Annotated in this window: 6 protein-coding genes; 5 read left to right on the top strand and 1 reads right to left on the bottom strand. The window is 65.6% G+C overall.

The annotated features are described in order from the left end of the window. The 5 genes from AC3LCN_RS05800 to AC3LCN_RS05780 all read left to right on the top strand — a co-directional run. Positions 1-534 (top strand): 3'-5' exonuclease (locus tag AC3LCN_RS05800; protein WP_488649122.1); only part of this gene is annotated, 534 nt, incomplete at its 5' end. Continuing rightward, positions 531-1445, top strand: a complete 915-nt coding sequence (locus AC3LCN_RS05795) for an HhH-GPD family protein (protein ID WP_488649121.1) — start codon at positions 531-533, stop codon at positions 1443-1445. The genes AC3LCN_RS05800 and AC3LCN_RS05795, both read left to right, overlap by 4 nt. A 10-nt stretch (positions 1446-1455) precedes the next feature. Then, on the top strand, positions 1456-4176 hold the full coding sequence (locus AC3LCN_RS05790; protein WP_488649120.1) for a phosphoenolpyruvate carboxylase: 2721 nt from the start codon (positions 1456-1458) through the stop codon (positions 4174-4176). Between the two features lie 21 nt (positions 4177-4197). After that, entirely contained in the window at positions 4198-5010 is an 813-nt protein-coding gene (locus AC3LCN_RS05785; protein WP_488649119.1) for an NAD(P)H-hydrate epimerase, read from the top strand. Further along, the gene (locus AC3LCN_RS05780) at positions 5007-5201 is read left to right on the top strand and encodes a hypothetical protein (RefSeq protein ID WP_488649118.1); all 195 of its coding nucleotides are present in this window, start codon (positions 5007-5009) and stop codon (positions 5199-5201) included. Before AC3LCN_RS05785 ends, AC3LCN_RS05780 begins: the two co-directional genes overlap by 4 nt. On the opposite strand, the gene plsY is transcribed toward AC3LCN_RS05780, so the two are convergent. After that, a complete protein-coding gene (gene plsY / locus AC3LCN_RS05775; RefSeq protein WP_488649117.1) occupies positions 5198-5845 on the bottom strand; it encodes a glycerol-3-phosphate 1-O-acyltransferase PlsY in 648 nt (215 codons plus the stop codon). The genes AC3LCN_RS05780 and plsY overlap by 4 nt on opposite strands. Positions 5846-5921 lie beyond the last annotated feature (76 nt).

Raw genomic sequence — 5921 nt, 5'->3', positions numbered from 1 at the left:
AGCCTGATCAGCATCGGCGCCTGCCTCGTCGACGACCCGAAGAAGAGCTTCTACGTAGAGTTGCGCCCTGACCCCACGAAGGGGTGGGGCCATAAAGAGGAACGCGTGCACCGACTCTCGCGGGCCCACCTTGAGGCGAACGGCATTGATCGACTGGAAGGGGTGCGCCAATTCGCCCTCTGGGTTCGCGCCACCGCCGAGGCGACCGCACCAGAGTCGAGCCCGCTCTTCGTCGGCTTCAACACGCCATTCGATTGGATGTGGCTCACGATGGCGTTCACCGAGGCCGGCGTGAAGAATCCGTTCGGCATGTCGGCGATGGACCTAAAGAGCGTCTACTACACGTTGCATGGCGGCGAGAACCTGACCTGGAAGAAGACGGTGAAGCGTTTCGTGCGCCAGGTATATCCAACCGACCTTGTCGCCGACCATCACGCCCTCGCTGATGCGATTGAGCAGGCGGAGCTCGCGCGCGATCTGCGCAGCAAGGCGCTCAAGAATCGCATTCCGCCAACAATCCCCGAGCGACGATGACGAAGGCCGCGCGGGGCGCGGCAGCCCAGCCACTCGATCGGGAGTTTATTCGCAAGATCAACCGTGCCCTGCTCGCCTGGTATGCCGCTAGCGCCCGACCACTAAAGATCCGCGAGCGCTCCGATCCGTACAGCGTGCTTGTGAGCGAGGTAATGGCGCAGCAGACGCAGATCTCACGCGTCGACCAGTTGGCAACCGCATTCCTTGCCCGATTCCCAACGCTCGAGTCGCTCGCAGCGGCCGAGACCGCCGATGTACTGGTGGCATGGAAGGGGCTCGGCTACAACCGACGTGCGTTGGCGCTGCAGCGCGCCGCCGCCACCGCTGTTGCGGCTGGCGGTCTGCCACCAAGTGTTGAGGCGCTGATGGAGCTGCCCGGCATCGGCCCGTATACGGCACGCGCCGTTGCTGCGATCGCGTTCGGCGGTCGCGAGATTCCCGTTGACGTGAATATTGCGCGCATCGTTGCGCGGCTTGTTGATGCAGATTCGCCGCTTTCACCGCACGAGGTGCAGTTGCGCGCCAACGAGTTTGGCGCCGAACTTTCCGATGGCGAGGCTGGCGCGTGGGCTCAGGCGGCGATGGATCTCGCCTCATCGGTCTGCCGAGCCGCCGCACCACTTTGCGGCGAGTGTCCGCTGCGCGATCACTGCCCGTCCGCCGGTCGCACCTTCGCCAAGGTGCCGCGCAGTGATGAACCGCGAACCCCCTTCACGAAAACGGTGCGATGGCTGCGCGGGCGCCTGTTGGATGAGTTGCGCGAGGCTGGACGTGCAGGGGTGCAGGTCGATGGTGGGCGTGGCGAGCACAACGAAGCAGCGGTCGCGGCTACCATCAACAAGATGGTCTCTGAGGGGCTCGCTGAGTCGCTCGGTGGGGATCGCTACCGTCTGCCGCATCGCGGCGACTGAGGGGAGGGTCGTGGACGACCTCGAGCTGCTGAATCAGATCTTCGAAGAGACCCTGACAGAGCAGGAGGGGCTCCCGTTCGTCGCTCGCTTCCGTGAGGCCCTTCACGCCAAGAGCGCCGTTGACTTCAATTTAGCCGCAGCCTCAACGGAGCAGTACGTCGAGGTGGAGCGCATCGTTCGGGCGCTGACGCTGCGCTTCCGACTCACCAGCCTCGTTGAGGAGCGCCGCCGCGCCGCACAGCTCAGCGCGAGCGCACATCCGGCCGCCGCTCCAGGGCCTGGCAGCTTTGACGCCGCGCTCGCCGACCTCGCTGCCGCGGGGCTTGCTCCAGCAGAGATTCGCGCCGCCGCCGCACAGGTCAGCTACCTCCCCGTTCTTACCGCTCACCCCACCGAGGCGCGCCGTCGCACGCTGATCGATACGCTCAGTCGCATCCGCACCCTGCTTGACCGACGCGCCCTTGGCGGCACCTTCGCCACCGAGGTTGATCTGCGCCTGCGCGAAGAGATGACCAACCTCTGGCGCATGGGCGGTATTCGCACCCGGCGTGTCACCGCCCTCGATGAGGTTCGCTCGGCGCTGGTGCACTTTGATGGCACGATCTTCCGCCTCGTGCCACGACTTCTGCGCAGCCTCGACGATGCGCTCGGTCGCCTCGAGGAGGCCACCGCACCATCGGGGCTCCGCGCGCCGCTGCCGCTGCCAGCACTGCGCTGGGGGACCTGGATCGGCGGCGATCGCGACGGGAATCCGAACGTCAACGCCGAAACGACTCGCGAGGCGATGCGCATCCAGGCCGACCACGCGCTGCGCGCCCTCGAGGCGGTTGCCTCGCGACTGATGATGTCCATCTCCGCAACGGTTGATGGCGGCGAGCAGGACGGCGCACTCGGCGCATCGCTCGTTCGTGACGCCAAGGATCTTGGCGAGATCGAACGCATCCTCTTGCAGCGCTTCCCAGATGAGCCGTACCGACGCCGCCTCGGTGCCATCGCGAAGCGCATTGCGCGCACCCGTCGCGCGCGCATCGAGGGGGGCAGTGAGGCAGGCGGCTATGCAACACCACAGGTGCTCGTCAATGAGTTGCGCGAACTTCGCGCGAGCCTCGTCGCCGACGGGCTAGAGCGTTCGGCGTATGGCGAACTGCTCGAGTTTGAGTGGCAGGTCGAAGCCTTCGGCTTCCACTTCGCCATGATGGAGATCCGCCAGGCACGTGGGGCGCACCATGCGGCGATCGCATATCTCACCGCCGAGCTGGGCAGTCCTGGCGCCACCACCGCGCTCGAGCCGGCTCGAGCCAAGAAGACTCTCGACCATGAGGTGGTTCCGGGTGTGACCGTTGGTGAGGTGCTGGCGACGATTCGCGTTGCCGCAGAGATCCAGCGCACGCACGGCGAGGAGAGCATTGGACGCTACGTGATCAGTGGCTTTGAAGGGGTCGACGACCTGCACGAACTCTTGGCGCTCTTCGCTTGGGCAGAAGATCAACGCATCGGCTCTGACCTCACGTCTGGTGGTGCCGCAGGCTCGCCAAAGGTTGACATCGTGCCGCTGCTGGAATCTGCGCGCGTGCTGGAGCGCGCCGCTGGACTAGTTGATGAGATCGTTGGAAACCCAGTGCTGAAGGCGCGCATCGTGGAGCGCGGCCAGCGCCTCGAGGTGATGCTCGGCTACTCGGATACAAATAAAGAGTCGGGCTACCTCTCGAGCGTATGGTTGCTGCATGTGGCCGAGGCGGCACTAGTAGAGTGTGCCAACGCGCACAACCTGAAGCTCACCCTCTTCCACGGACGTGGCGGTGCAATCGGTCGCGGTGGCGGCCCAACGCATCGCGCGATCTTGGGGCAACACCCGGCCGGCCTGCGAGGTGGATTCAAGGTGACGGAACAGGGCGAGGTGATCGCCTCGCGCTACTCCGATCCAGCGATTGCCTTTAGTGAGGCGGAGCAGATCATCTCGGCGCTCCTCACCATGCGCAGCCCGCTCGCCGAACAGCGACGCGCAGAGTGGGAGGGGGAGTTTGCCCCCGCCGTTGGCGCCGTCGCCCAAGCAGCACGCGACACGTATCAGCAGCTGATCCCGAACGACCCAGCATTTGAGGAATTCTTCCGCGCCGCCACACCGATCGCCGAACTGGGCGGGTTGAACCTCGGCTCACGGCCTTCCGTGCGCGGAGGAGTGGCGAAGGGCGGCTCGGGTCTCACCAGCCTGCGCGCCATCCCGTGGGTCTTCTCATGGAGTCAGGCGCGCGTGAATCTGCCTGGGTGGTACGGACTCGGTGCGCTGCGCGCAGCGCTCGACGACGCCCCAGCTTTGGCCACGTTGAGCGACGCGTATCAGCGCTGGCCCTTCTTCCAGTCAATCGTCGATAACGCGGCGATGATTCTCGCCAAGTCCTCACCCGAGGTTGCTGAAGAGTTCGCCGCGCTTGGTGGCGTCGGGAGTGATGCCGATGCGACGAGGGTCTGGGCGACCATCGTGGCCGAACGCTCCGCCGCGGGCGAGGCTCTGCGACGCATCACTGGCACAGCCGAACTGCTCGCCAGCGACCCTGACCTGCGGGCATCGATTGAGCGACGCGCCCCCGAGGTAAATGCCCTCTCCCGCGTGCAGGTGCAACTACTTCGCGCGCTGCGCAGCGCCACCAATGAGGGTCAGCGCGCTGAGCTATCACACCTCGTTCGCCTCACGGTCAGCGGGGTCGCCGCCGGCCTGCGCAACACCGGCTAGCCGCACGTCTATCCTTCACCCATGTTGAAGCGACCCTCCCGACCCAGCGTGCGCGGCGTCATGAGCCCTGAGCAGATTTCGGCGTGGGTTGGGCCCGTTGCCACCCGTTGGCGCAAGCACCGCGATCTCGCTCCAGTGTCGATGGCGGCAATGCGCGGAATTGAGGCGAAGGCGCTGCGACTCGGGCATACCTCTGAACAACTTCTTGCAAGTGGGGGAGACGCGATCGCCGAACTCGCACTTGCACTCGCCAAGGGTCGCATCGCATCCGGTGCTGCCGCCCCTGGCGCACCTGTGTTCATTCTCGCTGGCTCTGGCGCAGAGTCGGCCCTCGCCCTTGAGGCTGGCCTGCGCATTGCTGCAGCTGGCACGCCAATTGTTGTGGCGCTTTGCGGCACACGCGCGCGGCCAGAGCATGCGGCAGCATCGGCCGCCTGGGATCGACTTGAGTCGCTCACAAACGCGCGGCGCTTCCGCGTGCCCGACATGCGTGAGGCGGCACACTTTCGCGCGGGCATCGAAGATGTTGCCCTGGTGATGGAGGCGCTCGGCGGCTCCACCGAAGCGATCGTGCCACCCGTGCCAACGCAGGCGGGGATCGATCTGGTGATTCGCGCACGCGCCGCAGGCGTCCCATGCATTGCGATTACTGCCCCGGTTGGGCTTGATCCGGAGACAGGGAGCCGACGACGCGGCGCACCTGGTGCAGATGTGACGATCACGCTGCACCGCCCGCTGATCACACTTCTTAGCGAAACATCGCGCAAGCTTGTTGGCGAGCTCATCGTTGCGCCGATCGATCTGCCGCGCGACGCTGACACCCTGGCGCAGTGAGCCAGCCCAAAAGTCCGCTCCGCTCCGCAACGCTTGCGGCACTGGCCGCTGGCGCAGCCGTGCTGGTCCTGCAGGAGATCAGCGCGCTTGTACCGCCGATTGGTTCCGCATTTCGCAACCTGCCAGTAGTGGCGATCATGTTGGTCTTGGCAACAATTTACGTTGTGGTGCAGCTGATTCGTTCGCGTTAGTCGCGCTGCAGCATCCCCGTATCAAAGGTTCGCTCCGTGCCGGCGCGTAGCCGCGCGATGTTGTCGGCGTGGGCGAGCCAAACAAGTGCTGGCCCAATCACGGCGTAGGTGGCGATCGCAGGGTCAAGACCAGTTTGCGAAATTGCGCTTGCAGCGATCAGAATTGGCGTGAAGGCCGCTGCGGCGGTAATTGATCCGAGCGAGACGAGCCGCGTGCGCCAGATCAGCACGAAAAAGAACGGCGCGGCGGCGGCGAGGGCGGCTGGTGCAATGGCGAGCGCGGTACCAAAACCCGTGGCAATGCCACGGCCACCCTTGAAGCCGACCCAAATTGAACGCGTGGCGCCGATCACGGCGAAGAGTGCGGCGACAACTTCCCACCAGGCGCCGGCGCTGTCGCCAACCGAAGCGGCAAGGCTGCGCACAGCGAGAACGGGGAGGGTCCCCTTGAGAATGTCGCCCGCGGAAACCACGGCGGCACGGCGACGGCCAAGCGCTCGGAGGGCGTTCGTTCCGCCCGTGCGGCCCGAGCCGACGGAGCGGGGATCGGCGCCGCCGGTGAGGCGCGCCACGATCAGCCCGAAGGGGATCGAGCCTGCCAGATAGGCACCGAGGGTGGCTGCAAGTACGAGTCGAATGTCCATGGCGGCGGAGGATAGCAGTGCGGCGTAGGATTCTCGTATGCCCGACTACGACCTCCTCGTTCTCGGCGGTGGAACT

Source organism: Candidatus Limnocylindrus sp. (genome assembly GCF_040397215.1).
Lineage (GTDB): Bacteria > Chloroflexota > Limnocylindria > Limnocylindrales > Limnocylindraceae > Limnocylindrus.
Note: the sequence above shows the minus strand (reverse complement) of the source record. Positions and strands in the feature narration are given on the sequence as shown.

Excerpts from the sequence above, each read along its gene's own strand:
- AC3LCN_RS05795 (WP_488649121.1), top strand. The coding sequence starts at position 531 with ATGACGAAGGCCGCGCGGGGCGCGGCAGCCCAGCCACTCGATCGGGAG.
- AC3LCN_RS05785 (WP_488649119.1), top strand. The coding sequence starts at position 4,198 with ATGTTGAAGCGACCCTCCCGACCCAGCGTGCGCGGCGTCATGAGCCCT.
- plsY (WP_488649117.1), bottom strand. The coding sequence starts at position 5,845 with ATGGACATTCGACTCGTACTTGCAGCCACCCTCGGTGCCTATCTGGCA.